The sequence below is a fragment of the Caulobacter sp. Root1472 genome (assembly GCF_001426985.1).
Classification (GTDB): Bacteria; Pseudomonadota; Alphaproteobacteria; order Caulobacterales; family Caulobacteraceae; genus Caulobacter; species Caulobacter rhizosphaerae.
The window spans coordinates 63,454-90,247 of sequence record NZ_LMFX01000005.1 but is presented as its reverse complement, the minus strand read 5'-3'; the positions used below and the strand labels follow the sequence as shown (position 1 = coordinate 90,247).

Here is a 26,794-nt window from a genome sequence, read left to right as displayed (position 1 = left end):
GCCGCGCGAACGCGGTCAGCGTCCGCAGCAGCCGCCGTGACCGCCGGTCGAGCCGCCGCCATGGCCGCCATAACCGCCGCCGTGGCCGCCCCCGCCGTAATGCCCCCCGCCCGAGACCGTCACGCTGGTCGAGGAGCTGGCGCTGGAGCTGGCCCGGGCGCTGGATGCGGCGCCGGCGCCGGCCCAACCGCTGGAATAGCCGCCCGAATAGCCCGATCGACCATAGGACTGGCCGCCGAGCCAACCGCCGCCGGCCCCGTAGCGGGCGCTGGAATAGCCGTAATAGCCACCGCCGCCCACGCCGCCCAGCGACTGGGCGTAGCCGTCGCCGGCCATGTAGCTGCCCTGCGAGCTCCAGCCCTGGCCTTCCTCGCTATAGCGGCTCGATTCCGACTCGTAGCTCTCCTCGGAACGCTCGAAGCCGCCCTGGACTTGGTCGTAGGCGCCGCCCTGCTCGTAATAGCCACGGTCGCCTTCGCAGTCGCAGCCGCGGCGCTCGACCCGACGTTCCTGGTGCTCGACATAGACCGGCGTCCGGACGATCCGCTCCACCGGCACCTCGACCCGCTTCTCAATCACGCGGTCGACATAGACCGGACGGTCGACCGGCACTTCCACGCGCTTTTCGATGATGCGATCGACGGGACGGTCGACATAGACGGGGCGGTCGACCGGGATCTCGACCCGCTTCTCGATCACGCGGTCCACCGGCCGATCGACATAGACCGGACGATCCACCGGGATCTCGACCCGCTTTTCGATGACCCGATCGACGGGACGGTCGATATAGACGGGGCGGTCGACGGGCTTCTCGACGATCTTCACGACCGGGACCTCGACGCGCTTTTCAACGATGCGCTCGACGGGCACTTCCACCCGCTTCTCGACAATGCGGTCCACCGGGCGGTCGATATAGACCGGCCGGTCGACGGGCACCTCGGTGCGCTTTTCGATATAGACCGGCTGCTTGACGATCTTTTCGACGTAGACGGGGCGTTCGACGATCTTCACCCGGGTTCGGACCACGGGCTTCGGCTTGGCGACGGGGGCGACGCTGGCCGGATAACCGTCCGCCAGCGCGGTCGCCGCCGGCCCCATCGCGGCGAGCATCATCGTCGTCGCTCCGATCAGGAGCACTGCCTTCGGGTTCATTCCAAGCGCCTTTCCGACTACGCCGCCCAGCACCTCTCGACCGTTCTCCGCCGAACGATCGAAAAGCGTCCCATTCTGGGTCGCGGCGTAGGCTTGGCAGCAAGCGGCGGGCCATTCGCCTCTCCCCCGCTCCGGGGGACGTTCGCGAGCACGAGTCCGTGGAAAAGTCACAGTCCGAAGATGCGCCGGATCCATTTCGGCACACGCCTGGGTCGCGGCGCCGGTTCCACGACCTCCGGTTCGGGGCGCTCGACCCGGTCGTAGCGCGGCTCCGGCGGACCGTCGCGCGCCACCAGCCCGGCCTTCAGGCCGCCGGTCATCACGTCGCGCCAGATGCGGGCCGGCAGGTCGCCGCCGACCATGCGCTGCATCGGCGAATGGTCGTCGTTGCCGACCCAGACCCCGACCACCAGGTCGCCGGTGAAGCCGACGAACAGGGCGTCGCGATAGTCCTGGGTGGTGCCGGTCTTGCCATAGGCCTTTTGCCCCAGGCGCGCCGCGCGGCCGGTGCCCTCCTCGACCACCGCGCCCAACAGGTCGTAGAGCGCGGCCCGCTCTGCGGTGTCCATATCCGCTGCGGCGATCGGCGTCGTGCGCGGGCGACCGTAGGGCCGGACCGGCATTTTGCCCGAGGCCACGGCGGCGTAGGCGGCCGTGAGCTCCAGCAGGCTGGTCTCGGCCGTGCCCAGGGCCAGGGTGGCGTCGTCCTCGCGCAGCGGCGAGACGATCCCCAGATCCCGCGCCGCCCGGACCACCTCGGACCCGCCGGCCTGCTGGTACACCCGCGCGGCGATGATGTTGTTGGACTGGGCGAAGGCGTCGCGGATCGTCAGGTCGCGCCCGCCTCCGCCCTCGTAGTTGCTGGGCGTCCATCCGCCGATCGTCACCGGATCGCCGATCACCAGGTTGTCGGGCGTGGCCCCGTCGCGCAGGGCGGCCAGGTAGACGAACAGCTTGAAGGCGCTGCCCGGTTGCCGGCGGGCCTGGACGGCGCGGTTGAACGGGGACTGGCGATAGTTCGCGCCGCCCAGCATGGCCACGACCCGGCCGTCCGGGCGCATGGCGACGACGGCCACCTGCCCGACCTTGGCCTTGGCGGCGCTCTTCATCTCCTTGGCCGCCGCCCGCTCGACGATCCGCTGCAGGCGGCTGTCCAGGGTGGTGGACACCCGGACCTCGCCATAGCCCGGCCCGTCGAAGGCCGACTTCACCTGCGGCGAGATCCAGTCGGCGAAATAGCCCCCCACCGGCAGGTCGGCCCGGGTGGCGGGCGCCACGACATGGCCGGCGGCCTGCGCCTGCTCGCGGCTGATGGCCTTGGTCTGCACCATGGCGTCCAGCACCAGCCGGGCTCGCGCCCCCGCCGCCTGGGGATGGTCGACCGGGTCCAGGTCGACTGGGGCCTTGACGATGCCCGCCAGCATCGCCGCCTCGCCGATCGACAGCTGCTCGGGCGGCTTGCCGAAATAATGCCGGGCCGCCGCGCCCAGGCCGTAGACCCCATCGCCGAAATAGATGCTGGACAGGTAGCGCGACAGGATCTCGTCCTTGGACAGCCGCAGCTCCAGCCACAGGGCGATCATCGCCTCCTGGCCCTTGCGGCGCAGGCTGCGCTCGGGGGTCAGGAAGGCGTTCTTGGCCAGTTGCTGGGTGATGGTGCTGCCGCCCTGGACGGTGCGGTGGGCCTTGGCGTTGACCAGCAGCGCCCGCGCCGCGCCCTGGAAGTCGATGCCGATGTGGCGGTAGAAGCGACGGTCCTCGATGGCCACGAAGGCGGCCGGCACGTGCCTGGGCAGCGCCGCGATGATCACCGGCGCCTCCTTGTAGGCCCCGCGACGCGCGAAAGGCTGGCCCTGGTCGTCCAGCAGGATCAGGGCGCGGCTGGGCAGGGGCTCCAGGGCGCGCGAGACCGGCAGGCTCGCGCCCAGCCAGACCAGCAGCACCGCCAGCGGCAGCAGCGCCCCGATCGCGGCCCCGAACCACAGTCGATGGCGCAAGACAAAGGCGCAAGCCGCCGTCCAGGCGGTCGCCAGCCCCGTCTTCGCCTGCCGTGGGATCATCAGCGACGCGCCTCCGCGACCTCAGCGCCGCTCAAGCTTGCACAACGGCCCAGCAGGATCGCGGTTCACGGTGTCGGGAAGTTGACCGCCCCCTTCAGGCCAGCGGCATGAAGGCGTCGACCTTGTCGAGGGCGGCCAGCGGGGCGTGGATGCGGCAGCGCAGGCCCTCCGGGCGATAGTCGACGTCCACGGCGCCGCCCAGTTCGTTGGGCAGGGCTAGTTCGACGATCCGCGAGCCGAACCCGCGGCGCTCGGGCGGCAGGACGGGCGGGCCGCCCTGTTCGGTCCAGGTGATGTCCAGTTGGCCGCCGCCCCCGACCGCCCAGCCGATGTCGACATGGCCGCCCGCCGAAGACAGGGCGCCGTATTTGAGCGCGTTGATCGCCAGTTCGTGAAAGGCCAGGGCCAGCACCACCGCCGGCTTGGGCGAGACCCTCAGGTCTTGTCCGCTGATGGTCAGTTGCGACGGATTGCTGCGATACGGGGTGACCGAACCGTCGATGATCTGGCGCAGGCTGGCGGCCGACCAGTTCTCGTCGGTCAGCACGTTGTGCGTAGCGGCGATGGCCATCAGCCGGCCCTCGAACGCGCCGCGCACGGCCAGGTCGACGCCGGCGTTGCGCAGCGACTGGCTGGCGATCGACTGGATGGTGGCCAGGGTGTTCTTGACCCGATGGTTCAGCTCGTTGACCAGCAGCTGCCGCTGGGCTTCGGACCGCATCTCGCCGGTGACGTCGCGCGAGGTGGCCAGGACGCGGATCACCCGGCCCTCGTCGAGGATCGGCGACACCGTGGTGTCCCACCAGCGGGGGTCGCCCTTGGCGGTGGGGCAGAGGGCGCGGAAGGCGGCGGCCTCGCCGGCCAGGGCCATCCGCAGGGCCTGCTCGACGGCGGCGCGGCTTTCGTCCGGCCACAGGTCCGGCCAGTAGCGGCTGCGGTTTCGGCCCGCGAAATCCTCGATCTCGAACAGCGCCTGGCCGCGGGCGTTCATGTATTCGACGAAGCCTTCGGGGCTGATCACCCGGATGCAGTCGCGGCTGGCTTCCACGATGCTGAGGAAGTAAGCCCCGGCGCCCTCCAGAACAGCCTTGTCCGATCCCTCGCCCGCCACCAAGGTCTCCTTGCTGGAGCCCATGTTCACCGAGCCGCGTAGCAATTCAAGCGATGCGTGTATCTGGGGGACGACTTTGCGAGGAAACGAGCGATCCACGCGCCCGATCAGCCGGGGTGTTCTTCGCGGCTGGCTTCCAGCATGCCGACCAGGGCGGCCGACAGCCGCGAGGTTTGGGCCATGCGGCGCAGCGCCTCACGGGCGTGCTCGCTGTCGGCAAGCTCGGCTTGGCGCTCAAGGTGCTCGGCTTCGTTCAGGTGGTCGTGTTGGCTGGGCATAGTGAGTATTTACGAGGGATGAACGCGTCGAACCATGTGACCGCTAGTCGCAGAACATTGTAATATAATATGTAAATCAATAGCCTAGCTGTGATCGGTCTCAAAACTGAAAACGGCCCCGGATCATTGCTGACCCGGGGCCGTCGTCCTGTTCCCCAACAGGACGGCGTCGCGCGCTACCAGAACCCGGCGCGGCGGCGTCGCCTCAAAAACCGATGACCCGTTCTCGCCGAACGACCGGCCTGACACAACGTGACGGCCTGTCGCACGAGCCTGACGCGGCGTCACATAACAAAGCTCGACCAAAAGGCGCTGGTCAAGTCATGACACCGGTATCATAACTGCGATCAACAACGCGCCGGCCAACGGCGACGGGGGTTTCGGCAAGGACCGACCGGGAGGACGACCAGGATCAAGGGGGACAAAGTCGCCCTCCTGTCCCTCTCCCAGCCAGCCTGCCGCGGCCTTGCGTCGCGGGTCGCTCGACGCGAAGGTCCCCTGGGAGAGTACCGTCCATGCCGCTGAGCCCCCTCACCCGCCGCCGCCTGCTGGCGACGACCACCGCCACCTTCGCCGCCGCCGCGGCCATGGCCCCGCTGAAGGCCCTGGCCCAGGGCCTCGCACCGTTCAGGGACCAGGTCCTGGCGACGATGAAGAAGGCCACCACCTTCATGGCCGAAAAGGCCGCCTATGAGGGCGGCTATGTCTGGAGCTACCTGCCCGACTTCTCGCGGCGGTTCGGCGAGATGGAGGCCTTTCCGACCATGATCTGGGTCCAGCCGCCCGGCACGGCGACCATGGGCCACCTGTTCCTCGACGCCTACCACGCCACCGGCGACGAGTATTATTACGAGGCGGCCAAGAAGGCGGCTAAGGCGCTGATCAAGATCCAGCACCCCGCCGGCGGCTGGAACTACATGGGCGACCTGGCCGGGCCGGAGTCGCTGAAGAAGTGGTACGACACCATCGGCAAGAACGGCTGGCGGCTGGAGGAATTCCAGCACTACTACGGCAACGCCACGTTCGACGACGAGGGCACCGCCGAAAGCTGCCAGCTGATGCTGCGCATCTATCTGGAAAAGAAGGACAAGGCCTTCAGGCCGGCGCTGGACAAGGCCATCCAGTTCGTCCTCGACGCCCAGTACCCGAACGGCGGCTGGCCGCAGCGCTTCCCGCTGATGAGCGGCTTCGAGAACAAGGGCCACCCCGACTACACCGGCTACATCACCTTCAACGACGGCGTGGTCGACGAGAACATCAAGTTCCTGATCATGGTCTGGCAGACCCTGGGCGACAAGCGCGTGCTGGACCCGATCAAGCGGGCCATGGACATCTACATCGCCGCCCACCAGCCGATGCCGCAACCCGGCTGGGGCCTGCAGCATACGGTGGCCGACCTCAAGCCGGCCGGGGCGCGCACCTACGAACCCAAGGCCTTCGCCAGCCACACTACGGCCGGCAACCTCGAAAACCTGATGGACTATTATCAGCTGACGGGCGACCCGAAGTACCTGGACCGCATCCCCGAGACCATCGACTGGCTGGCCGGCCTGAAGCTCGACGACAAGATCGCCCCGGGCAAGCCGCGCTATCCCACCTTCATCGAGATCGGCACGAACGAGCCGCTCTACGTGCACCGTCGCGGCTCCAACGTGTTCAACGGCGAGTACTTCGTCGACAAGCACTGGGAGAACACGATCGTCCACTATTCGTCGTTCCGCTCGGTCAATATCGACAAGCTGCGCAAGCGCTACGAGACGCTGAAGGCCACGCCGCCCGAGGTGGCCAGCAAGGACTCGCCGCTGAAGGTCAAGGGCGGCAGCCAGGCCCTGCCGCGCTACTTCACCACCAAGGACATCTCGGTGTCCGACCTCAATGTCGGGGCCCTGAAGGCCGCCGACGGCAAGACCTCGGAGGCGCAGGTCGCCCAGCTGATGTCCGAGCTGAACGCCGAGGGCTGGTGGCCCACGCCGATGAAGGCGGTCAGCAACCCCTATATCGGCGACGGCTCGACCACCGTGACCCCGGGCGAGTTCTCGCAGACCCGCGTGGGCGATCCCACCGACACCTCGCCCTACCTCGCCGACGTACCCAAGCCGGGCATCTCGACCGGCGCCTATATCGAAAACATGGCGGCCCTGATCCGCTACGTGACGGCTTAGGACCGGGACGGTCCTGGGGACACGCGCCTGCGCGTGTCCCCGCCCGCTATCCCAAAGCCTAACTCCGCGCCACCTTGATCGCCTTCTCCAGCTCTGTCCGCCGCGCCTCGAAGCCTTCCATCGCCGCCGCCTCCTCCGCGTCCAGCGCCGAGCGCCGCTCGGCGAAGGCCAGTTCCGAGGCCTCGGCCTCGTCCTCGACGGCCTCCAGGTCCGCCTTCAGGGCGGCCAGCTTCTCGGCCCGCGCCGTTTCGGCCTTGGACGGCTTGCGCCGCGCCTTGGCGGGCAAGGCCTTCAACGCCGCGCCCAGGCCGCCGGCCGGGGTGGTGACGACGGTCTCCGGCGCATCGAGCGCGGCGTCGCGGGCTCGCCCCTCGACGATCTCGCGCGCCGTGCCGTCCTTGAACAGGTCGCGGCCGACGTCCCACGCCTCCAGCGCCTTGGCGCGCGAGGACGCCGCCACCGTGTAGTCGTGGAGGCCGTCGGACCAGCAGAACACTTTCAGCTTGCGCGCCATGGGCTTCGAACGATCGATTGCTCAGCTTGTTCCGAAGGTTGGCCCTGGGAACCTCGCGTCCCACCGACGGATTTTCCTCCCACAGCAGATGGAGGACGACATGCCCCAAGGCGACAAGTCCAAGTACACCGACAAGCAGGAGCGCAAGGCCGACCATATCGCCGAGGGCTACGAAAAGCGCGGCGTCTCCGACAAGGAGGCCGAGCGGCGGGCCTGGGCGACGGTCAACAAGGACGACGGCGGCGGCAAGCGGCCCGGCGGCTCGGGCCGCGGCAAGGACACCGGCCATCCGGCGGCCCACAAGGGCGGCGAGAAGGGGGGGAAGGCGGCGGCTTCCCGCACGGCCGCCGAACGCTCGGCCTCGGCCAAGAAGGCGGCCGCGACCCGCAAGCGCAACGCCGAACACCACACCCGTCACTAGGAGCCGTCATGGGCGAGAAGAACAACACCAAGGGCCGCGAAGCCAACGACGCCCTACCGCTGGGCGAGATCCCAGACAAGGACACGGCCGAGACCGGCCGGAAGGAACGGCGCACGGCCGGGCCGGACGGCGGCGATTCCCGCGAGGTCGGCAATACGTTCAAGAATAGCCCAGGCGGCCGGGTCTAGGGTCTGTGGACCGTCAGACGTTTAGCGTCGCCGCCCTCGTCCTTCGACAGGCTCAGGATGAGGGCTACTGGCGAGGCGGTTGAGTAGAATTCCTCATCCTGAGCTTGTCGAAGGACGAGGAATTCGGCCCAAAGATCGGCAATCGTGCACAGTCGCTAGGGCCTCACCGCCCTTACGACTTGCTCAAGTCCATCCCCAGCGTCGGGCCGATCCCTTCCGGATGCTCGCCGAACGGGTTGCTCGACCGCCGCCTGGCCGCCGCCTCGAGCTTGCGGCGTAGGTCGTCGTCCAGGGCCAGCTCGGGCTTGGGCACGGGATCATCCTCGTCCACCGGATCGTCGATGATCGAGGCCGCCAGAACCTGGCGCAGCCGGGCTCCGAAGCGGGCGTCCTCCGGCGTGCCCGGCGCGGGCGGATTGGCGAGGAATTCCATGACCTCCTCAAGGGCGGTGTCGTTGTCGACGCGATCGGTCATGGGATTTCTCCAAGCCAAGTTTCACTCGCAGTGGAACGGCCACGCCCCCATGGCGGTTGCGGAACCCCGCCGACCGGTCCTAGACAGGCCCGCTCACCTTTCTGGACGCTGCGATCATGGCCTGGACCCGCCTCTATGACGAAGCCGAGCCCCAGCGCGTCAATCGCTGGCTGGCCCAGAACGGCGTCTGCTCGCGCCGGGAGGCCGAGGCCCTGATCAGCCAGGGCCTGGTGTCGATCGACGGCCAGAGGGTCGACGACGTCGGCCGCAAGATCGAACCCGGCCAGACCCTGGTGCTGTCCGACCGCGCCCAGGCCCAGCTGGAGGGCGCTCTGACGGTGATGATCCACAAGCCGGTCGGGATCGTCTCGTCGCAACCCGATCCAGGCCAGGTTCCGGCCGTGCGCCTGCTGACCCGCGAAGCCCTGGTCGGCGCCAGCCCGGTCATCCCCGACTTCGACAACAGGCTGGCCCCGGTCGGGCGGCTGGACATGGATTCGCGCGGCCTGCTGATCCTCTCGGAGGACGGGGTGGTGGCCAAGGCGGTGATCGGGCCGGCCTCGGAGCTGGAGAAGGAATACCTGGTCTGGGTCGACGGCTGGATCACCGACGACAAGCTGGCCCTGCTGCGCCATGGCCTGGAACTGGACGAGCGCCAGCTGCGGCCCGCCCAGGTCGAGGTCGTCGGCCGCCAGCAGCTGCGGTTCGTCCTCAAGGAAGGCCGCAACCGCCAGATCCGGCGGATGTGCGAACTGGTCGAGCTGACCGTCGTCGATCTGCTGCGGGTCCGGATCGGCGACCTTGTGCTGGGCGACCTTCCGGAGGGCCGCTGGCGCCCGCTGACCGTCGCCGAACGGTCCAGCCTGATCGGCCTCGCGCCTCGATAACCGGCCGTTGACCGCGCCCCCGGCCGGGGGCAGGGTCGCAATACCTCTTGGGAGATCGGGCCGGGAGGCTTAAGTCCCTCACCTGTCGCTTCGGCCCATCGCCTTCAGTCCACGACCATGATCGCCATCACGCCCGCCGTTCCACGTCCTGTTCGCAAGAAGAACCGCAACCGCCATCGCAAACCGGTGCGCGTGCTGCGGACCGTTCTGCCCGCCGTCGCCATCGGCATGACGGTCGCGATCGTCGGTCAGGGCGTGATCCGCGCCATGGAGGTCAAGTCCGCCCCGCCCGCCGCCGTCGCGCCCCTGCGCATGGATAATCCGCGCTTCACCGGCACCCTGAAGGACGGCCGGGCCTTCCTGATCACCGCGACCTCGGCGACGCGCGACCTGAACAACACCGACCAGGTGTTCCTGAAGAACCCGCAACTGACCCGCGGCTATGGTTCGGATCGCCCGACCCACGTGGTCTCCAAGGACGGGGCCTACCAGGAGGAAAAGGGCTCGCTGCTGCTGACCGGCGACGTCAAGATCGACAACGGCCAGGGCTACCAGTTCGCTTCGCAGAAGGCCCTGGTCGACACCCGCACCGGCGACCTGGTGGGCGGGGCCGCGGTCGAGGGCGCGGGCCCGAACAACCGCGCCATCCGCGCCGACAGCTATTCGGTCAGCGACAAGGGCGACCGGGTGCTGTTCAAGGGCCGGGTGCGCACGCGCCTCACGCCGCAACAGTGATCACCTCCGCCTCGAAGGGCCGTGGAGAGCGGCCCAGCGTCTGTTTCCTCTACATCGCCCAGACCCACCAGATCCTCCACAGCCTGCCGATCGCCATCGCCCTGGCCAGGGGCTGGCCCGACATCGACGTGCACATCGCCACGACTACCCAGGAGCACCTGGACTATGTGCGCGCGCTGCTGGAGACCTTGAAGGTTCCGCCGATCCCCTCGCGCCTGCTGCCGCCCGCCTGGCTGCGGGATCTGCGGCTGAAGGGCGCGGCCACGCCGCCCAAGGCCCTGATGCTGGCGGCCAACGCCCGTCGCCTGGGCCGCTACGACGCCGTGGTCACCCCCGAACGCACCACGGCCCTGCTGCGCAAGTTGGGCGTGCGGGACACCAGGCTGGTCTACACCCAGCACGGCGCGGGCGACCGCGGCGGACCGTTCGAGCCGCGCCTCAAGCAGTTCGACCTGGTGATGGCGGCCGGCCCCAAGCAGCGCGACCGCATGCTCGCCGAGGGCTGGGTCACGCCAGAGACCTGCGCCATGGTCGGCTATCCCAAGTTCGACATCATCGACGCCCTGCCGTCCTCGCCGCTGCCGACCTTTCCGCAGGCCAAGCCGGTGGTGCTGTACAACCCGCATTTCCACCCGACCCTGGGCTCCTGGCCACGCTGGGGACGCGAGGTTCTCGAGCAATTCGCGGCGGACGAGCGTTACAATCTGATCTTCGCGCCCCATATCCGGCTCTTCGAAGGCGCGGACGCCAGGACGATCGAGGCCTTGGGGCCGTTCGTCGACCACCCGCGCATCCATCTCGACCTGGGCGGGCCGGCGGCGATCGACATGACCTACACCCGCGCGGCCGACATCTATCTGGGCGACGTCTCCAGCCAGGTCTACGAGTTCCTGCGCACGCCCAAGCCGTGCCTGTTCCTCAACGCCAGCGGCGCGGCCTGGCGCGGCGACGAGAGCTTCCATCACTGGCGCTACGGCCCTGTGCTCGACCGCGCGGAGGGCGTCGTCGACGCCGTCGCCTCCGCCCAGCGGGGGCACGGCGACTATGTCGAGGCCCAGCAGAAGGGCTTCGCCGAAAGCTTCGACCTGCGGGAAACGCCCTCCTCGGTCCGCGCCGCCCAGGCGATCGTCGAGCGCCTGTCTTCGAGATCTCGACGCCTCCGATGAGCAGCGAACCCAATGTTCTCAAACGGGTCCTGGCCAATGCCGGAACCCTGCTCGGCGGCCGTACGGTCAACGCCGTGGTCGGGCTGGCCTATATCGCCCTGACCGCGCGCGGCCTGGGCAAGGAGCTGATGGGCGTGATCGTGCTGATCAACGCCTTCGCCCAGTTCCTCGGCGAGGTCGCCAAGTTCCAGTCCTGGCAGACCCTGTTGCAGTACGGCGCCTCGGCCCTGCTGCAGGGCGACCGTCCGCGCTTCCAGCAGGTCCTGCGCTTCACCCTGCTGCTCGACAGCCTCGGCGCCGCCGTCGGGGTGACCCTGGGCGTGATCGGCGCCCTGCTGTTCGGCCACTTCCTGGGCTGGCCGGCGGCCCTGTCGCCGGCCGCCGCCTGCTACGCCCTGTCGATCGCGGTGATGGACTCGGCGACCTCGGTCGGCCTGCTGCGCCTGTTCGACCGCTTCCGGTTCCTGGCGGCCGAGCAGGCCGTCAGCTCGACCGTACGCCTGATTGGCTGCGCCCTGTGCTTTACGCTGCACGCCCCGATCGAGGCCTATCTGGCCGCCTGGGCCGCAGGCACGGTCACGGCCTTCGTCTATGTCAACAGCGTGGCCCTGTGGGATCTCAACCGCCGGCAGCTGCTGAAGGATTTCACCCTGCGCGGGCCGTTGTCCGAGGGGCTGCCCGGCGTCTGGCGCTTCGCCTGGGCCACCAATTTCAGCGGCACCATCGACACTGCCTTCAGCCAGGTGATCACCCTGGTGGTGGGCTCGGTCCTGGGCCCGGCCCAGGCGGCCATGTGGCGCGTGGGCCGCCAGGTGGCCGACGGCATGGCCAAGCCGGCCAAGCTGCTGGTCCCGGCGCTCTATCCGGAACTGGCCAAGATGCGCGCCACCGGCGGGGAGGACGCCATGCGCAGGCTGTCGCGCCAGATCGGCCTGATCGGCGGCGCGGTGGCCGGCGTGCTGCTGCTGGTCTCGATCCTGTTCGGCGACGACGTGCTGACCATCGTGATGGGCAAGCCGTTCGCCGCCGGGGCGGGCATCATGAACTGGCAGGTGGCCGCCGCGGCCATCGGCGTTCTGGCCATGCCGCTGGAGCCGATGCTGGTCTCGCTGGGCAAGGCCGGCCTGGCCCTGCGGGTGCGGGCCATGGTCTGCGCGGTCTACCTGGTCGCCCTGGTTCCGCTGATCCGCGCCGCGGGCCTGGACGGGGCCGGCGCGGCCCTGGTCGCGGTCGCCGCCGCCCTGGCGATCGGCATGTATCTGGCCCTGCGCCGCAGCCTGGCGGCCGAAACGGCCCGCCCCAAAGACGAACAAACTTGCGCCGAAGGTCAAAACGGCGCCAAAGGCCTCTCGCAATGATTACTCCGACGTCCTCCTCGCGAACGGTGAGATTCGCCGACTTCCCCACCCTGACGGCCGCGCTCGATTTCGCCGCGGCCGGCGAAACAGGGATCAACCTCTATTCGCTGCGCGGCGAGCTGGTCGAGGCCCTGCCCTACGCCCGGCTGCGCGAACAGGCGCTGGAGCTGGCCCCGCGCCTGTTGGCGACCGGCGCCAGGCCTGGATCCAGCGTCGGCCTGATCGCCGACACCGAGGCCGACTTCGTCCGCGCCTTCTTCGCCTGCCAGTACGCCGGCCTGGTCCCCGCGCCGCTGCCCCTGCCCGCGCCGCTAGGCGGCCGCGACGCCTATGTCGAGCAAATCGCCCGGATGCTGGACTCGGCCCACGCCAAGGTCCTGATCGGTCCCGCCGGCATGAAGGACTGGGTGGCCGAGGTCGCCGCCAAGGCCCCGCTGAACTTCGCCGGCGCGCTGGCCGACCTGCCCGACAGCAAGGGCGACGCCCTGCCGGACGTCGCTCCGGACAATACCTGCTACCTGCAGTTCTCGTCGGGCAGCACGCGCTTTCCGACCGGGGTGGTGGTCACCCACCGGGCCCTGATGGCCAACGCCGTGGCCATCACCCGCGACGGCCTGCAGGTGCGGCCGACCGACCGCGCCGTCTCGTGGCTGCCGCTGTACCACGACATGGGGCTGATCGGCTTCCTGCTGTCGCCCATGACCAGCCAGATGTCGGTCGACCTGCTGCCCACCGGCGCCTTCGTGCGCCGGCCGCTGCTGTGGCTGGACCTGATCACCAAGAACGGCGGCACCATCTCCTATAGCCCGACCTTCGGCTACGAGCTGTGCGCCCGCCGGGCCGAGGTGGCCTCGATCGAGCACCTGGACCTGTCCAAGTGGCGCAGCGCCGGCCTGGGCGGCGACATGATCCGCACCGGCCCCTTGCGCGCCTTCGCCGAGCGGTTCGCCAGCGTCGGCTTCTCGGACAAGGCCTTCGTGGCCAGCTACGGCATGGCCGAGGCGACCCTGGCCCTGTCGATGGCCCCGTTGGGCGGCGGCCTGAAGACCGAGCGGCTGGACGTCGAGCGCCTGGAGCAGCACGAGGCCGTCGTCACCGAGGACACCGAGCGCTCGCGGGAATTCGCCCGCAACGGTCCGGCGCTGCCGGGGCACCAGTTGGAAGTGCGCGACGAAAACGGCGCCGTGCTGCCCGAGCGCGGCGTGGGCCGCATCTTCGCCCGCGGCCCCAGCCTGATGCGAGACTATTTCGAGCAGCCGGAGGAGACCGCCCGCGTGCTGTCGGCCGACGGTTGGCTGGACACCGGCGACCTCGGCTACCTCGTCGACGGCGAGATCGTCATCACCGGCCGCGGCAAGGACCTGATCATCCTCAACGGCCGCAACATCTGGCCGCAGGACCTGGAATGGACCGCCGAGGCCGAGATCGACGGCCTGCGCAGCGGCGACGTGGCGGCCTTCTCGGTCCCCGGCGACGGTGAGGAAACCGTGGTGGTGCTGGTCCAGGCGCGCGGCGGCGACGCCGACACGCGCGCGGCCCTGGTCGAGAAGATCGCCGGGGTCCTGCGCCTGCGCCACCAGGTCGAGGCCCAGGTCCAACTGGTCGGCGCCCACGCCCTGCCCCAGACCTCGTCGGGCAAGCTCAGCCGCTCCAAGGCCAAGACCGCCTATCTGGCCGGCGCCTATGGCGAGCGTCCCTGACGTGATCGACGCCCGGGCCGGTCCGGTGGTCGCCGTCACCGGCGCCACGGGCTTCCTGGGCCGCCGTCTCGTCAGGGTCCTGGCCGAGCAAGGCTGGACCGTCCGGGTCCTGGCCCGGCGCGACATCACCGACCCGGCCTGGGCGGGCCTCGAACCGCAGCTGGTGATCGGCGACCTGGCCAACGCCGGCGCCCTGGCCACGCTCTGCGACGGCGCCCAGACCGTCGTCCACGTGGCGGGCCTGATCAAGGCGCGGGACCGCGCCGCCTTCGACCGGGCCAATGTCGAGGGCTCGCGGCGAGTCGCCCAGGCGGCCAGGACAGCCGGGGCGCGACTCATCCTGATCTCCAGCCTGGCCGCGCGCGAGCCGGAATTGTCCGACTACGCCGGCAGCAAGCGTGGCGGAGAAGACGCAGCTCGCGAGATTTTTGGCGGTGATCTGACCATCATTCGCCCGCCGGCCATCTACGGACCGGGCGATGTCGAGACCCTCAGACTGTTCAAAATGGCTTCGGAATCGGCGTTTTTACCGGTTTTGAGCCCAAAAACCCGCATGGCCTGGATCCATGTCGACGACGCCGCGGCGAAGATCGCGGCCCTGGTCAAAACGCCGCGCCCCGGGTTGCTCAGCTTGTCCGACAACCGTCCGGAGGGTTATGGCTGGGTCGAACTCATGCAGACCGCGTCCAAGGCGGTCGGCAGGTCGCCAAGGCTGGTGCGGGTCCCCTCGGGCGCGATCAAGGCTTTGGCGGTGCTGTCAAAATGGGCTTCATTCGTCACCGGGAAGGACACAATTCTCACCCCGGGCAAGGCTCGGGAGTTGCTTCACGCCGATTGGGGCCTATCTAGCAACGATCCGATTCCGGACTTTCCGCCGGTGAGTTACTCTCTCCAGGCGGGATTCGCGCAAAGCGTGCGCTGGTATCGTTCGGAAGGCTGGTTGAAGGATAAAAAGTCTCGGAAATAGTCGAATCCGGCGATTTTCGGTCGAGACGGCTGTTACAATTCGGTTATGTAGGACCTTGGTCGGGGATATCGTCGCGTCGATGGAAGCTGTTACGGATCTCACTTTACGTGAAATCGGCTTGGCTACGAGCAAGGTGCTCGGGCGCTCTGTCGATGTGACTAACGACACCCATATTGGCCGCGATCTGGCCGTCGATTCCTTGGCCTTGATGAACATCATCATGGAGCTCGAAGACACCTTCGACATCTCCATTCCTCTGGATCGCCTGGCTTCGGTGGAAACCGCCGGAGACTTGGCCTCCCTGATTAAAGACCTACGGAATAGGGCCTAAGCCATGGGGCTGTTCGACAAGCACCTCGCGTATCGCGACGCGTATAACGCGATCCGGCAAGCCGGCGCCGATCCCTTCAGCGTGCGCTTCGACGCCGTCGTCTCGCCCACCGAAGGCGTGATCAACGGCAAGCGGACGATCCTGCTAGGCACCAACAACTATCTGGGCCTGACCTTCGACGAGCAGGCGATCGCCTCGTCGGTCAAGGCGGTTCAGGAACGCGGCACGGGCACCACCGGCTCGCGCATCGCCAACGGCAGCTTCGAAGCGCACGTCGAGCTCGAGGAAGCCCTGGCCAAGTTCTACAAGCGCAAGCACGCCATGGTGTTCACCACCGGCTACCAGGCCAATCTGGGCGTGCTGTCGACGCTGGTCGGCCGCGGCGACCACCTGATCCTGGACGCCGACAGCCACGCCTCGATCTATGACGGCGCGCGCCTGGGCCACGCCGAGGTCATCCGCTTCCGCCACAACGATCCGGAAGACCTATACAAGCGCCTGCGCCGCATGAAGGACGTTCCGGGCGAGCGCCTGATCGTCGTCGAAGGCATCTATTCGATGATCGGCGACACCGCGCCGCTGAAGGAAATCGCCGCCGTGAAGCGCGAGCTGGGCGGCTACCTGCTGGTCGACGAAGCTCACTCGATGGGCGTGCTGGGCGAACATGGCCGCGGCCTGGCCGAGCTGGCAGGCGTCGAGGACGACGTCGACTTCGTGGTCGGCACCTTCTCCAAGAGCCTGGGCGCCATCGGCGGCTTCTGCGTCTCGGACATGGACGACTTCGACGTCATGCGCGTCACCTGCCGTCCGTACATGTTCACCGCCTCGCTGCCGCCGGCCGTGGTCTCCTCGACCGTGACCGCCCTGCGCCGCCTGGAAGAGCAGCCCGAGCTGCGCCACAAGCTGATGGCCAACGCCCGCCGCCTGTACGACGGCCTTTCGGCCATGGGCTTCATGACCGGCCCGACCTCCAGCCCGATCGTGGCCATCACCATGCCCGACACCGAGCGCGCGATCGGCATGTGGAACGCCCTGCTGCAGAACGGCGTCTATCTGAACCTGGCCCTGCCGCCGGCCACGCCGGACAGCCGCCCGCTGCTGCGCACCAGCGTCAGCGCCGCCCACAGCGAGCAGCAGATCGATCAGGTGCTGGCCGTGTTCGCCGAGATCGGCGTGGCCATGGGCCTGATCGAAGCCCCGCTGAAGCGCGTCTCGGCCTAGGTCGAACGTTCAAGCGCCTGAAACGCGAAAGGCCCGAGGGAAACCTCGGGCCTTTTCCTTTTTGGCGGGGACACGCCCTCGCGGCCTGTCCCCATCAGCATTCACGGAGCCTGGAAATGGGGACACGCCGCAAGGGCGTGTCCCCGTCCCTAAACGCTTTTCTTGACCCCATCCCGCGCCTCGCGCTGTCGCCATAGTCGCCACAGCACCCCCGGAGCCGCCAGCACCGGGTGACGTTCGCGCCAGGGCGTGAGGGCCACGGCCATGCCGGTGTGGCGCTCGATCTTCCAGGCGGCGTAGCGCGCCGCGCCGTCGAAGGTGAAGGCCGCCTTGACCAGGCGGGCGTAGTTCAGCGGCCGCCCCATCCGCCGGCGCAGGCGCCAGGCGGCCTGGATCCGCCGGCGTTCAGCCGGGTCCAGGGCAGGCCGGACCGAGTCGCCGGCCTCCAGGTCCAGCAGGCCGTCCTCCCGCCAGCAGGCGACCAGCAAGCGGTGGTAGCGGGCGACGTCGAAGGCCAGGATCGAGCGCTCGCGCCCGCCCTTCTCGACCCGGAATTCGGCCGCGTAGGTCTCCTGGAACAAGGCCGACCAGTAGGCCGCCGGCGGTCCTTCCGAGGGCCCCAGGGCCGCGGCGAAGCGGGCTGCGGTGCGGGCCGCGTCGGCCACGGCCTCGACCACCTGGCCAGCCACGGCCGGACTGGCGCTCCAGACCAGGCCGGCGGGCTGGACGAAGCGGGCCCAGATCGTGGTGTCGATCCCCCGCCCCCGTGTCGCCGCCTGGAACTGGGCCAGGGTCATGGTGGCCACCTTGGCCCGCAGCACCTGGCCGTCCAGCTCCAGCTCGTGATAGCTGACATCGGGCCACAGCAGCCGCGTGGCCAGGCCCCTCAGGCCCGGGCGCACGCCTTCGGTCAGGACGTAGAAGTCCAGCACCCCGTCCAAATCGCCGGTGCGCAGGATCGAGCCGTAGAACAGCACCGCCAGCGGCGCCTCGAACCGGTCCAGCAGCCGGGTCGCCAGGGCCACGGCCTGAGGCGGGGCGGGCGCCAGCAGTTCCTCGCCCACCAGGCTGGCGACAGCCCCGCTCATCCCGCCAGGAACCGCAGGGTCGGCCCCAGCACCACGGTCACCCCGCCCGCGCCGTCATAGACGTCGCCGTCGACCACCAGGGGCTGGTTCGTGGTGATCCGCAGCCGCGAGGCGTCGCCGCGCCGATAACCGCGCCGGCCCGACCAGGCCGACTCCTTGCCGGCCACCAGGGCCGGAAAGGCCCCCGGCAGGCCTCGGGGCGGGGCGTCGACGTCCAGGAACTTCAGCCCTTCGCGCGGCGGGCCGAACGGCTTGACCCCGAACGGCAGCCGCTTGAGCGTGGTGGCCAGGACCAGGAAGCGGTCGGCCGTGCGGGTCTCCTCGCCGTCGATCGCCAGGCACAGCGGCACGCCGGCCCGCCACTGGTCGCGCTTGCCGCCCATAACCGTACCGACCAGCGCGCCCAGCACGCTCATGGCCACGGCGATGCTGTGGAAGGCGCCGGTCTTGTGGACGGTCTGGGCCAGGCTGGTGGCGCGCACGAAGGCGCCCAGGCCGAACACGAAACCGCGCAGGCTGGGCCGCCCGTCGTCCCAGCGCACCTCCAGCGGCGCGCGGTGCTTGATCACCGCGGTCTCGGACCGGGCGGCGGCCAGGGCCTTGGCCAGGGTCCAGTCGCGCGGCACGCCCAGGTCGATGGCCAGGACGTTGGTCTTGCCCGACGGGATCAGGGCGATCAGCGGCATGGCCTCGCCGAAGATGGTGGCCGCGCGGCTGAGCACGTCGCGGATGGTGCCGTCGCCGCCGTCGATGACCAGCATCTTCACGCCGCACTGGGCGAAGGCCTGCAGGTCCTGTTCCAGCGCCTCGGGCGTGGCGGGCTCGACCAGCAGCACCGCGTCGGGCGTCTGGCCGGGCCCATCAGGCTCGGACCGCCCGATATTGGCGTGGCTCATCGGATTGCGGACGACGCCCACTCGCATCAGCGCGACAACCAGGAAACGACGGCCCCCTTCGGAGCCCCCAGGGCTTGCAGGATCTGCGCGGCGTGCACGACCAGGCAGATCGCCGTCCAGACCGCCACCGCCAGGAACCCGATGTCGGGACGGCCCGCCAGAACCGCAAGGGTCAGCAGGATCAGGTTGGGGTTGCGGCGGGCGGTGATCAGCCGGAAGAAGCTGTCGAACGGCCGCCAGGCGTGCATCTCGACCTTGAACAGGGCCAGGAAGATCCCCTCCTCCACCCGCTGCAGCACATAGCCGCCGACGATGATCGCCAGGGCCAGCGGGCCATGCGGCATGGTCAAGCCCACCGCGCCCACGCCGACATACCAGGCCCACCACCAGAACGGCGGATGGACCAGGTCGATGCCGTGGTCGAAGACGTTGCCCCACTTGGACGAGGTCAGGGTCACCCGCGCCAGCTTGCCGTCGACGGTGTCGAGGAAGGTCATGATCCAGGCGCAGACCAGGCCCCAGCCCCACTGGCCGGTCCAGAACAGCCAGAAGGCGGCCAGCACCAGCAGGAAGCCGATCAGGGTCACCTGGTTGGGGGTCATCTTCGCCAGGGCGCACCAGCGGGTGACGATCCGGGCGGGCGTGGGCCAGACGTACTTGGTCACCAGGTCGGTGACGCCCTTGTACGAGCCCTGGAACAGGCGCTTCTCGACCGCCACGCGGGTCTCGGGCGTCAGGCGCTCCAGCACCGGCGGCTCGCGCTTGCGCAGGGCGCTGTTGTAGGCCGAGCCCAGCTCCAGCGCCGTCAGGCGGGTGGCGGCCAGGGCGGTGACGTCCTCGCCGGTGTCCAGCCGCACAATCGCCTCGCGGGCTTGGGCGGCGGGGACGTTGACGGCCACCACTCGGCCGGTCTCGTCGACGAGGGCCACGCCGGGGCGTCCGGCCAGGGCCTTGATCAGCGACTCGTCGAACACCCAGCCGGCGTCGACCACGACGACGTCGCCGGCGATGAACACGGTCTCGGGCCCGGCCTCGACCAGGCCCACGCGGCGGTAGATTCGCGACAACCGCTCGGCGGAGCTCATGCCCCAGAGGCGGGTTTTAGCCTGGCCGACCGTGACGGCGGACGGGCCGGCGGCCTCATTTGGCTGATTTTCCGCGCTCACGATAGACAACCCCTTGAAACCTGGCGCGATTGATAAGCAGCTTCGGCCCCTTCCGCCAGAATCCGTGAACCAAACTTGTCGATATTCCGCCTCGCCCACCTCTCGGACCTCCACCTGCCGCCGCCCAAGGGCGCGTTCGGCTGGCGGGACCTGCTGTCCAAGCGGCTGCTGAGCCGGATCGCCTGGCGGCGCAAGCACCGGGAGCATCGGCCCGAGGTGCTGGAGGTCGTGATCGCCGACCTTAAAGCCCACGCCCCGGACCACATCGCCATCACCGGCGACCTGACGAACTACGCGTCCCAGGCCGAGTACGAGGCGGCCCGCGTCTGGCTGGAGGCCCTGGGCCCCGCCCGCGACATCACCGTCAGCCCCGGCAACCACGACGCCCTGGTCGGCGCTCGGGACGGCGACTCGTTCGCGGCCTGGACCCCGTGGCTGGGCGACGATGGCGAAGCCACCTTCCCCCAGGTGCGGCTGCGCGACGGCGTAGCGCTGTTCAACCTGTGTTCGGCGGTGCCGACCGCCCCCCATCTGGCCACCGGCCGCCTGGGCCAGGCGCAGCTGGAGCGGCTGGACGCCCTGCTGGGCGACCCGGCCTATGGCGACGCCTTCCGAGTGCTGCTGATCCACCACCCGCCGGTTCCGGGCGCGGTGGCCCGGCGCAAGTCGCTGGAGGACCAGGACGCCCTGCGCGCCCTGCTGGCGCGCCACGGCGCCGACCTGATCCTGCACGGCCACGCCCACGAAGCGACGGTGTCCACCGCGCCTGGACCGGACGGCGCGGCGATCCCCGTGCTGGGCGTGCCCTCCGCCTCGGCCCTGGGCGAACGCGGCCACCCGGCGGCGCGCTGGCACGGGGTCGAGATCGACCGCCAGGCGCAGGGTGGCATCGAGGTCAAGCTGGTGGCCCGCGGGTTGGATCCCGCCACCGGCCAGACGGGCGAACTGGGTCGCTACGTCCTGGTCCAGGCCGGCCGGCCCGCGATTCAGCGGACGTAGCGCATCTTCACGCGCAGGACCGTGTCGCCAGGCCGGACCGTGAACCGCGCAGCCTGGAACGTCGGCGCGCCGACCTTGCTGGGCGCGTCGTTGGAGAAGGCGAAACCCTCGACCGGCAGACCGACGGTATTGCGGTCGAAGTCCCGGTTGGCGTTGGCGTCGTGATAGACGGCCACGGCGTAGGCGTCCGGCTTGGGCAGGTAGAAGCAGGCCTCGGTCACCGGCGCGTCGGCCCTGGCGCGCACCCGCATCAGCTTGCCGTGCGGCGCCAGGAACCGCCGGGGATCGGACGGGTAGACGGTGACCGCCACCTCGCCCTGGCTGGACTTCAGGCGCGCCACCTGGACGATGAGCCGAACCCCCGTCGGGCGGCCCTCGCAGGTCCGGCCCGGGCTGGCGACGCCCGCGCCCGCGCCGCCGCCGGAATCGTCCGCCGACACCGGTCCGCTCACGAGGGCGAAAACGGCCAGAACCGAGGCGAACAACGCGGATCGTGCTTCCATGGAAATGACGGCGTCCCTATTGTAGGAGCAACGGCGGCGAACGCCCGGAGGCGAGGCCGACATGACCAATCCCACCGCTGAGAATTTCGGTTTCCCGCGCACCAAGGTCGCCGAAACCGACAGCTGGCTGATCCTGGTGCGTCCCAAGCAACCGACATTTGGGTCGCTGGTGCTGGTATGCAAGGAATCGGTCGAGGCCTTCTCCCAGCTGAGTCCGGCCGCCTTCGCCGACCTCAAGACGGCGACGCAGGGCGTCGAGCGGATGTTGGCCAAGGTGGTCGCGTACGAGAAGATCAACTACCTGATGCTGATGATGGTCGACAAGGACGTGCATTTCCACGTGATCCCGCGCTACGCGGGGACGCGCGAGCATGAAGGCCGGGTGTACAACGACGCCGGCTGGCCCGCCGTTCCCGCCCTGGGCTCGACGGTCGATCTGGACCTGGACGCCGCCGAGCGGCTGGCCGGGACGCTGGCCGAGGCGTGGTCGGCCGCGTGAAGAAGCCCATCCCCACGCCGCACGGCACCGCCCGCTTCCGGCTGATCGACGCCTATCTGCTGCGCATGCTGCTCTGGCCGATCGTCGGCTGCCTGGGCGTGACGGTGATCGCCCTTTTGCTCGAGAGGGTCCTGCGCCTGCTGGACGTGCTGTCGCAGAGCAGCGCCCGTTTCGGCTACGTGACCGAGCTGGCCGCCAACCTGGTGCCGCACTATCTGGGCCTGGCCCTGCCGGTGGCGTTCTTCGTGGCGCTGTTCATCGTCATCACCAAGCTCAGCGACGGCTCGGAGATCGACGCCCTGCTGGCCAGCGGTCAGTCCCTCACCCGCATCGCCGCCCCGTTCGTCTATGTCGGCCTGTTCCTGATGGTCTTCAGCCTGATCGTCTTCGGCTACATGCAGCCCTACAGCCGCTACGCCTATCGGGCGGTGATGCACGAGGCGATCAACGCCGGCTGGAACGGCAAGCTGAACGGCGGCTCCTTCATCGACCAGCCCAAGCTGCTGATGACCGCCGACGGCGCCGATCCGGCGGGCCAGCAGCTGACGCGGGTGTTCATCCGCCGGATGGACGCCGCCGGGCGGGAAGAGGTGATCACCGCCGCCACCGCCGACCTGCGCTCGGCCCCCGACGGCAAGAACGTCATCATGCTGCTGCGCCGGGGCCAGCGGATCGGCCTGGACGCCCGCGGCGAGTACCGCATCCTGGTGTTCGACCAGTTCACCACCAACGTCCCCCTGTCCGGCGCGGCGGCCCTGCTGCGCAGTCGCGGCGGCGACGAGCGCGAACTGACCCTGGGCGAGTTGGCCCGCCAGGCCGAGAGCCCCAACCCCATCGTGCCGCGCCCCACCCTGCTGGCCGAGCTGTACGGCCGCCTGGCCCGAGCCGCCTTCCTGCCCTTCCTGCCGTTGCTGGCCTTCCCGCTGGGCCTGGCCGCCAAGCGCGGCAACCGCACCCCCGGCCTGATCATCGCCGGCGTGCTGCTGCTGGCCTTCCAGCACAGCCTGCAGCTGGGCCAGAGCCTGGCCGAGTCGGGCAAGGCCATGCCGCTGGCGGCCATCGGCCTTCCGTGGCTGATCTTCACCAGCCTCAGCGTCTGGATGTTCGTCGGCAGCCGCAAGCGGCCCGGTCAGACCCCGGTCACCGACCTCATTCAGAGCTTCGGCGGCGGCATCAAGCGCTTCCGGCGGATGTTCCGGGACAAGTTCGAGCAGGCCGACGCATGAAGATCCAGCTCTACGTCCTGCGCACGGTCGGCACGCGCGTGCTCGGCGCGGCTCTGATCCTGTTCTCGATCCTGCAGATCCTCGACCTGCTGGAGGTGACCACCGACATCCTGGACCGCGGCCTGGGGACGGCGGGGGTGCTGTACTACGCCGCCCTGCGCTCGCCGCGGCTGATCGAGCAGGTCGCTCCGATCGCCACCCTGGCCGGCGGACTGTTCGCCTTCTCGCAGCTGGCCCGCGAGAGCGCGATCATCGCCATGCGCGCCACGGGCATCTCGGCCTACCGCATCGTCGGCATGGCCCTGCCCGTGGCCTTGCTGGTCATGGCCGTCGACTTCGGCTGCGCCCAGCTGATCGCCCCGCGCACCGATCCGGTGCTGGCCGACTGGTGGCAGGCCACCACCCCGGTCGCCGACCGCAAGGTTCCCGGTCCCCGCAGCTTCCGGGCCGGCGATGACCTGGTGATCGCCGGCGGCGCCTCGGCCGACGGCGGCGTCCTGAAGGCGGTCAAGGTCTATCGGCGCGACAAGGTCGGCCGGCTGGTCGAGCGCATTGAGGCGCCGTCGGCCACCTATGCCCGCGCCAGCGGCTGGACCCTGGTCAACCCCGTGATCGTCCGGTTCAACGGCGAGCAGGTGAACGTCACGCCCGCCGCCCGGATGGGCTGGCCTTCGCCCCTGCATCGGCAGGACGTCCAGGCCCTGTTCGCTGACAGCCCCGTGCCGACCGCCGCCACGGCCCGCCGCGCCCTGCTGAGCGGCGGCGGCGACCGTCCGAGCAGCTTCTACGAGACGCGCCTGCTGGCGGCCTTCGCCGGGCCATTCGCCTCGCTGGTCATGCTGCTGCTCAGCGCCCCGGTCGCCCTGGCCAATTTCCGCAGCGGACAAGGCGCGGTGCTGCTGACCGCCGGCCTGGCGGCCGGCCTGGTCTTCCTGGTGGTCAACGGCCTGCTGTCCGCGCTCGGCGAAGGCGGCTCACTGTCCCCCGCCCTGGCCGTCTGGGGCGGCCCAACCATTTTCGCGGCCCTCGCGATCTACGCACTTGTTGTCCTGGAGGGCTGAATGCCGTTCGACACCACCGATTCCGACCTCACGATCGTCCCGGTCGGCTCCAAGGCCGAGTTGAGGCGGTTCGTCGACCTGCCCAACCGCCTCAACGCCAAGGACCCCAACTGGGTCGTGCCGCTGATGTACGAGCGGATGGCGGCCCTGACGCCCAAGACCAACCCGTTCTTCGAGCATGCCGACGTCCAGATGTGGCTGGCCGTGCGCGGCGGCCGCGACGTGGGCCGGATCAGCGCCCAGATCGACCATCTGGCCACCGAGGTCGGGACCGGCAAGACCGGCAATTTCGGCATGATCGCCGCCGAGGATGATCCGGCGATCTTCAGCCTGCTGTTCCGCACCGCCGAGGACTGGCTGAAGGCCCGCGGTTGCGACCGGGCCCTGGGTCCGTTCAACCTGTCGATCAACGAAGAGGTCGGCCTGCTGGTCGACGGCTTCGACAGCAAGCCGATGGTGATGATGGGCCACGACCCGCGCTACACCGCCGCGCGGGTCGAGGAGCAGGGTTACGCCAAGGCCAAGGACGTCTACGCCTATGTCTGCGACCCACGCGCGGCCCTGCCGCCGGTGGTGGTACGCCGGGTCAAGCGCGGCCTGCCCGAGGGCGTGACCCTGCGCGAGCTGGACATGAGCCGCTACGACGACGAGGTCAAAGCCCTGACCGACATCCTCAACGACGCCTGGTCGGGCAATTGGGGCTTCGTGCCGACCACCGAGGCCGAGACCGCCCAGTTGGGCAAGTCGCTGAAGGACGTGCTGGACAAGCGCCTGATCCTGTTCGCCGAGATCGACGGCGAGCCGGCCGGCTTCATCGTGCTGCTGCCCAATGTCAACGAGGCCATCGAGGGCCTGAACGGCAAGCTGCTGCCGTTCGGCTGGGCCAAGCTGCTGTGGCGGCTGAAGGTCAAGCGGGTGAAGTCGATCCGCATCCCGCTGATGGGCCTCAAACGCAAGTTCGCCGACAGCCTGCGCGGCCAGGTCGTGCCGTTCCACCTGATGAACGCCGGCCGCGACGCCGGCCTGGCCCTGGGCTACGACAAGTTCGAGTTCTCGTGGATCCTCGAGGACAACGCGCCGATGCGCCGGATCTCGGAAGCCATGGGCGCGGAGATCTACAAGACCTACCGGATCTACGAGAAGGCGATCTAGGGCCGTGGCTGCGTTCCAGGCGCTGGTGCTGGCCGGCTCGCGCGGCGGCGTCGACCCTGTCGCCGCCTATGCCGGCGTCAGCCAGAAGGGCCTGATCGTTCTGGGCGGTCGCACGTTGCTGGCCCGGGTGCTGGACGCGCTGGACAAGGCCGGCGCCGAGCGCATCGGCGTCTCGACCAACGACGCGGCCCTGGAGGCGGCCCTGGCCGACGAGACCACCCGCGCAACGCTATCGCGCCTGCCCTCGGCCGCCGGCCCCAGCCAGAGCGTCCACGACGGCGCCCAGGCCATGGGCACGCCCCTCCTGGTCACGACCGTGGACCACGCTCTGCTGCAGGCCGAATGGGTGAGCGACTTCATGGCCGACACCCCGGCCGACGCCGACATCGCCATCCTGCTGGGCGAGGAGGCGCTGGTGCAGGCCGCCGCGCCGACCACCAAGCGCACCTACCTGGCGTTTCGCGACGGCCGCTATTCGGGCTGCAACCTGTTCTACCTGAAGACCCCGGCCAGCCTGCGGGCCATCGACCTGTGGCGCACGGTCGAGAAGCATCGCAAACAGCCGTGGAAGATCGCGGCCCTGTTCGGCCCCGTCACGCTGATCCGCTATCTGCTGGGCCAGATGACCCTGGACGAGATGGTCGCGCGGATCGGGCGCCTGGCGGGGGTCAGGGCCGCGGCGGTGCGGGCGCGGCACGGCTTGGCGGCGGTGGACGTCGACAAGCCGGCCGACCTGGACCTGGTGCGATCCCTGGTCGAGGGATGATCCCTCGCGCCGCTCAGCTGGTGGCGGCCTCGGGCGCGTTCCCTTCGTCCCCGCGATAGAACACCCCGATCGCGGCGACCCACAGCAGCGCCACGATCGTGGGGACGAACGCCACCGAGGACGGCAACGGAATGGGTGAGTTCGCCCCCAGGGTCGCGGTCCAGATGACGAACGAGATCGCCGAGATGACGATCCCCAGCACCTGAGGCTTTACGCCGCCTTTCGAGGTGGACTTGACGCGGACCACGACCAGGATCGCGATGCAGGCCACGGCGATCAGGATCAGGCCGATCAGCTTGCCCACGCCCGTGACCGAGGCCGGGATCAGCGCCACGGTCGCGGCATAGGTTCCCAGCGCCTCGGCGGGGATCAGCTTGGCCAGGCGCGAGGCCCAGCCGTCGGTGTTGGTGTCTTGCGGCGGTGGGTTGTCGCCGGGCTGCAGCGGCGGGCCATTAACTCTCAGTGACATGGATGCTCCCTCTCTCTTCAAAAATTTGGTTTTCGAAGCAGGACGCCGCCGTCGCGACTTGCCGACGCGATACTGAGCCATCCACGCGCGCCGTCCTCGGAGGAGCCTGACCGAACTCGGCCGTTACCGCAATCGGCGATAGAAACTTTCGTTTTCTGCAACTCAAGGAATCCCTTGAGGAGCAGGCGCGAAAAACCCCGCCGCCGGAGCCGGCGACGGGGTTTCAAGAGGTCCGACGATGTC

The 26,794-nt window shown here is 69.3% G+C and carries 28 protein-coding genes; 17 read left to right on the top strand and 11 right to left on the bottom strand.

Annotation, left to right across the window (positions count from 1 at the left end; translation table 11 throughout):
* Positions 1-15 precede the first annotated feature (15 nt).
* From ASD47_RS05380 to ASD47_RS27115, 4 genes are all read right to left on the bottom strand, one after another.
* Complete coding sequence (locus ASD47_RS05380) at positions 16-1,152, bottom strand: articulin (RefSeq protein ID WP_230983934.1); 1,137 nt, start codon at positions 1,150-1,152, stop codon at positions 16-18.
* Between the two features lie 167 nt (positions 1,153-1,319).
* Positions 1,320-3,212, bottom strand: coding sequence for a transglycosylase domain-containing protein (locus ASD47_RS05375; protein WP_056752686.1), 1,893 nt, complete (start codon positions 3,210-3,212; stop codon positions 1,320-1,322).
* 94 nt (positions 3,213-3,306) lie between these two features.
* Positions 3,307-4,323 carry a sensor histidine kinase gene (locus tag ASD47_RS05370; protein WP_056752879.1) on the bottom strand — a complete coding sequence of 339 codons (1,017 nt, stop codon included), beginning with the start codon at positions 4,321-4,323 and terminating at the stop codon, positions 3,307-3,309.
* Positions 4,324-4,430: 107 nt separating this feature from the next.
* Positions 4,431-4,601, bottom strand: coding sequence for a hypothetical protein (locus ASD47_RS27115; RefSeq protein WP_163230131.1), 171 nt, complete (start codon positions 4,599-4,601; stop codon positions 4,431-4,433).
* A 515-nt stretch (positions 4,602-5,116) separates the two neighbouring features.
* Between ASD47_RS27115 and ASD47_RS05365 the strand changes: the two genes are divergently transcribed.
* Positions 5,117-6,763: a pectate lyase gene (locus ASD47_RS05365; RefSeq protein WP_056752684.1), complete on the top strand. Its 1,647-nt coding sequence runs from the start codon at positions 5,117-5,119 to the stop codon at positions 6,761-6,763.
* 58 nt (positions 6,764-6,821) lie between these two features.
* On the opposite strand, the gene ASD47_RS05360 is transcribed toward ASD47_RS05365, so the two are convergent.
* On the bottom strand, positions 6,822-7,277 hold the full coding sequence (locus ASD47_RS05360; RefSeq protein WP_056752680.1) for a hypothetical protein: 456 nt from the start codon (positions 7,275-7,277) through the stop codon (positions 6,822-6,824).
* A gap of 100 nt (positions 7,278-7,377) precedes the next feature.
* On the opposite strand from ASD47_RS05360, the gene ASD47_RS05355 reads away from it, so the two are divergent.
* Together ASD47_RS05355 and ASD47_RS05350 are read left to right on the top strand one after the other, a co-directional pair.
* The gene (locus ASD47_RS05355; RefSeq protein WP_056752677.1) at positions 7,378-7,698 is read left to right on the top strand and encodes a hypothetical protein; all 321 of its coding nucleotides are present in this window, start codon (positions 7,378-7,380) and stop codon (positions 7,696-7,698) included.
* Between the two features lie 8 nt (positions 7,699-7,706).
* Positions 7,707-7,886, top strand: a complete 180-nt coding sequence (locus ASD47_RS05350) for a hypothetical protein (protein ID WP_056752674.1) — start codon at positions 7,707-7,709, stop codon at positions 7,884-7,886.
* A gap of 172 nt (positions 7,887-8,058) precedes the next feature.
* On the opposite strand, the gene ASD47_RS25995 is transcribed toward ASD47_RS05350, so the two are convergent.
* The gene (locus tag ASD47_RS25995) at positions 8,059-8,361 is read right to left on the bottom strand and encodes a hypothetical protein (protein WP_082564477.1); all 303 of its coding nucleotides are present in this window, start codon (positions 8,359-8,361) and stop codon (positions 8,059-8,061) included.
* A gap of 116 nt (positions 8,362-8,477) precedes the next feature.
* Here ASD47_RS25995 and ASD47_RS05340 point away from each other — a divergent pair, with 116 nt between their 5' ends.
* The 8 genes from ASD47_RS05340 to spt all read left to right on the top strand — a co-directional run bounded on the left by ASD47_RS05340 (position 8,478) and on the right by spt (position 16,726).
* A complete protein-coding gene (locus ASD47_RS05340; RefSeq protein ID WP_056752670.1) occupies positions 8,478-9,248 on the top strand; it encodes a pseudouridine synthase in 771 nt (256 codons plus the stop codon).
* A 117-nt stretch (positions 9,249-9,365) separates the two neighbouring features.
* Positions 9,366-9,983, top strand: coding sequence for an LPS export ABC transporter periplasmic protein LptC (gene lptC, locus ASD47_RS05335; protein ID WP_056752668.1), 618 nt, complete (start codon positions 9,366-9,368; stop codon positions 9,981-9,983).
* Positions 9,980-11,149, top strand: a complete 1,170-nt coding sequence (locus ASD47_RS05330; protein WP_056752665.1) for a hypothetical protein — start codon at positions 9,980-9,982, stop codon at positions 11,147-11,149. The genes lptC and ASD47_RS05330 overlap by 4 nt, the downstream gene beginning before the upstream one ends.
* A complete protein-coding gene (locus tag ASD47_RS05325) occupies positions 11,146-12,507 on the top strand; it encodes a lipopolysaccharide biosynthesis protein (RefSeq protein ID WP_056752662.1) in 1,362 nt (453 codons plus the stop codon). The genes ASD47_RS05330 and ASD47_RS05325 overlap by 4 nt, the downstream gene beginning before the upstream one ends.
* Positions 12,504-14,207 carry a fatty acyl-AMP ligase gene (locus tag ASD47_RS05320; protein WP_056752659.1) on the top strand — a complete coding sequence of 568 codons (1,704 nt, stop codon included), beginning with the start codon at positions 12,504-12,506 and terminating at the stop codon, positions 14,205-14,207. Before ASD47_RS05325 ends, ASD47_RS05320 begins: the two co-directional genes overlap by 4 nt.
* Entirely contained in the window at positions 14,191-15,174 is a 984-nt protein-coding gene (locus ASD47_RS05315) for an NAD-dependent epimerase/dehydratase family protein (protein WP_056752656.1), read from the top strand. Before ASD47_RS05320 ends, ASD47_RS05315 begins: the two co-directional genes overlap by 17 nt.
* 79 nt (positions 15,175-15,253) lie before the next feature.
* Positions 15,254-15,505: an acyl carrier protein gene (locus ASD47_RS05310; protein WP_056752875.1), complete on the top strand. Its 252-nt coding sequence runs from the start codon at positions 15,254-15,256 to the stop codon at positions 15,503-15,505.
* 3 nt (positions 15,506-15,508) lie between these two features.
* Positions 15,509-16,726, top strand: coding sequence for a serine palmitoyltransferase (gene spt / locus ASD47_RS05305; RefSeq protein ID WP_056752654.1), 1,218 nt, complete (start codon positions 15,509-15,511; stop codon positions 16,724-16,726).
* Positions 16,727-16,875: 149 nt separating this feature from the next.
* On the opposite strand, the gene ASD47_RS05300 is transcribed toward spt, so the two are convergent.
* From ASD47_RS05300 to ASD47_RS05290, 3 genes are read right to left on the bottom strand one after another with little or no spacing between them, the layout of a single operon-like run.
* The gene (locus ASD47_RS05300; protein WP_056752651.1) at positions 16,876-17,814 is read right to left on the bottom strand and encodes a hypothetical protein; all 939 of its coding nucleotides are present in this window, start codon (positions 17,812-17,814) and stop codon (positions 16,876-16,878) included.
* Positions 17,811-18,737, bottom strand: a complete 927-nt coding sequence (locus ASD47_RS05295) for a diacylglycerol kinase family protein (RefSeq protein ID WP_230983936.1) — start codon at positions 18,735-18,737, stop codon at positions 17,811-17,813. Before ASD47_RS05295 ends, ASD47_RS05300 begins: the two co-directional genes overlap by 4 nt.
* Positions 18,737-19,795, bottom strand: a complete 1,059-nt coding sequence (locus tag ASD47_RS05290; protein WP_230983943.1) for a CDP-alcohol phosphatidyltransferase family protein — start codon at positions 19,793-19,795, stop codon at positions 18,737-18,739. Before ASD47_RS05290 ends, ASD47_RS05295 begins: the two co-directional genes overlap by 1 nt.
* A 156-nt stretch (positions 19,796-19,951) precedes the next feature.
* Between ASD47_RS05290 and ASD47_RS05285 the strand changes: the two genes are divergently transcribed.
* Positions 19,952-20,875 (top strand): metallophosphoesterase, encoded by a 924-nt coding sequence (locus ASD47_RS05285; protein WP_056752645.1) that lies wholly within the window; start codon positions 19,952-19,954, stop codon positions 20,873-20,875.
* On the opposite strand, the gene ASD47_RS05280 is transcribed toward ASD47_RS05285, so the two are convergent.
* The gene (locus tag ASD47_RS05280) at positions 20,863-21,378 is read right to left on the bottom strand and encodes a DUF2141 domain-containing protein (protein ID WP_056752643.1); all 516 of its coding nucleotides are present in this window, start codon (positions 21,376-21,378) and stop codon (positions 20,863-20,865) included. The two genes, ASD47_RS05285 and ASD47_RS05280, sit on opposite strands and share 13 nt — an antisense overlap.
* A gap of 61 nt (positions 21,379-21,439) precedes the next feature.
* On the opposite strand from ASD47_RS05280, the gene ASD47_RS05275 reads away from it, so the two are divergent.
* From ASD47_RS05275 to ASD47_RS05255, 5 genes are all read left to right on the top strand, one after another.
* Positions 21,440-21,877, top strand: coding sequence for an HIT family protein (locus tag ASD47_RS05275; protein ID WP_056752640.1), 438 nt, complete (start codon positions 21,440-21,442; stop codon positions 21,875-21,877).
* Positions 21,878-21,942: 65 nt separating this feature from the next.
* Positions 21,943-23,103, top strand: a complete 1,161-nt coding sequence (locus ASD47_RS05270) for an LptF/LptG family permease (protein ID WP_230983944.1) — start codon at positions 21,943-21,945, stop codon at positions 23,101-23,103.
* Positions 23,100-24,164, top strand: a complete 1,065-nt coding sequence (locus ASD47_RS05265) for an LptF/LptG family permease (protein WP_056752638.1) — start codon at positions 23,100-23,102, stop codon at positions 24,162-24,164. The genes ASD47_RS05270 and ASD47_RS05265 overlap by 4 nt, the downstream gene beginning before the upstream one ends.
* Positions 24,165-25,316 carry a hypothetical protein gene (locus tag ASD47_RS05260; RefSeq protein ID WP_056752635.1) on the top strand — a complete coding sequence of 384 codons (1,152 nt, stop codon included), beginning with the start codon at positions 24,165-24,167 and terminating at the stop codon, positions 25,314-25,316. It begins immediately after the preceding gene.
* Between the two features lie 4 nt (positions 25,317-25,320).
* Complete coding sequence (locus ASD47_RS05255) at positions 25,321-26,082, top strand: nucleotidyltransferase family protein (RefSeq protein ID WP_056752633.1); 762 nt, start codon at positions 25,321-25,323, stop codon at positions 26,080-26,082.
* 13 nt (positions 26,083-26,095) lie between these two features.
* On the opposite strand, the gene ASD47_RS05250 is transcribed toward ASD47_RS05255, so the two are convergent.
* Positions 26,096-26,551: a hypothetical protein gene (locus tag ASD47_RS05250; protein ID WP_056752631.1), complete on the bottom strand. Its 456-nt coding sequence runs from the start codon at positions 26,549-26,551 to the stop codon at positions 26,096-26,098.
* Between the last annotated feature and the right edge of the window lie 243 nt (positions 26,552-26,794).